2 protein-coding genes are annotated in these 1,364 nt (G+C 37.6%); one reads left to right on the top strand and one right to left on the bottom strand.

Annotated elements, in window-relative coordinates:
- Positions 1-113: 113 nt before the first annotated feature.
- The gene (locus H1P_RS33380) at positions 114-821 is read right to left on the bottom strand and encodes an ROK family protein (RefSeq protein ID WP_144875784.1); all 708 of its coding nucleotides are present in this window, start codon (positions 819-821) and stop codon (positions 114-116) included.
- Positions 822-1,061: 240 nt separating this feature from the next.
- On the opposite strand from H1P_RS33380, the gene H1P_RS33375 reads away from it, so the two are divergent.
- A partial coding sequence (locus tag H1P_RS33375) for an oxidoreductase (RefSeq protein WP_484133494.1) occupies positions 1,062-1,364 on the top strand: 303 nt, incomplete at its 3' end.

Here is a 1,364-nt window from a genome sequence, read left to right as displayed (position 1 = left end):
TTAACATTAATTATTTTTTGATTATTAACAATTAATAATCAACAATTATCATCTCGATAGCTAAAATCAAATACTATCCTACAGACGTTCCGTCGGAACGTCTCTACTAACTACTAATCATCAACAAATAGCTTAATTCCTCCTAATAATCCCGCCACATTAGGCACAATTTTGGCATTACTAGGAAGTTCAAACTCAATTTTTTTGGTTTCGCCACCGCCGATATAAAGACGATCGTAATTAAACAAATGTTCGAGATTAGCGATCGCTTTTTCCAAGCGTGTATTCCATTTCTTTTTGCCTTCTTTGTCTAAAGCTTCTCTACCTAATTGTTCTTCATAGGTTTCTCCTTTACGAAAAGGATGATGACCCATTTCTAGATTAGGAACTAATTTACCATTAACAAACAAAGCAGAACCAAAACCAGTACCTAAAGTAATAACCAATTCTACCCCTATCCCTTCGATGGCACCCCAACCTTGTATATCTGCATCATTAGCCACTCTAACAGGCTTTTTTAGCTTATCTGATAAGGCAGTAGCTAAATCAAAACCAATCCAGCTATCATCTAAATTAACGGCGGTTTTAGTAACGCCATGATGAATTACCCCAGGAAAACCCACCGCAACGCGATCGAAGGTTTCTGATTCTGCTAGAGTAACGATGGTTTTAATAACGGCTTCTGGGGTAGCTGGTTGAGGAGTTTTCTGGCGCGAGCGATCGCTTTTGGGATTTCCCTCTTCGTCTAAAACAATTACTTTAGTACCGCTTCCGCCAATATCTACGGCTAATGTGAGCATTGATGACACAGATTGATTCATAACAGTAATATTATTGATTATTTTGATTACCCAGATATATCATACAAATTTTGCTAAAACGGAGAAGAATCACTGCAAGAAATTGGAGCTATGGTAACAATTCATTCCTGATTGACATAGATTATATAGATTATATTCTTATCAAATCAAATGAAATCAATTAATGATGGAACAACAAACTCAACTCTCTTCGAGATCGCAGTTATCCAATCCATTCTGTAAACTTTGCTAATTAAATTCATGACATCTTCAAGCAATTCACCCAGACTTCTGAATCCTTTTAAATTAGGAGATTTACAGTTAAATAACAGAGTAGTTATGGCTCCTTTGACTCGTTCCCGTGCGGGAGCAGAAAGAATGCCCAATGCTTTAATGGCTGAATACTACGCTCAACGCTCTGGTGCTGGTATGATACTGACCGAAGCTACGACTATTTCACCCCAAGGTAATGGTTGGTTACATACTCCTGGCATTTATACCGACGAACAAGCTGAAGCCTGGAAACAAATTGTCGATGCAGTTCATCAACATCAAACACCAATT

Source organism: Hyella patelloides LEGE 07179 (assembly GCF_900659865.1).
In the GTDB taxonomy this organism is placed as follows: domain Bacteria; phylum Cyanobacteriota; class Cyanobacteriia; order Cyanobacteriales; family Xenococcaceae; genus Hyella; species Hyella patelloides.
Note: the sequence above shows the minus strand (reverse complement) of the source record. Positions and strands in the feature narration are given on the sequence as shown.

Bases quoted from the DNA above. Each gene is read 5' to 3' on its own strand.
- H1P_RS33380 (WP_144875784.1), bottom strand. From the start codon at position 821: ATGAATCAATCTGTGTCATCAATGCTCACATTAGCCGTAGATATTGGC.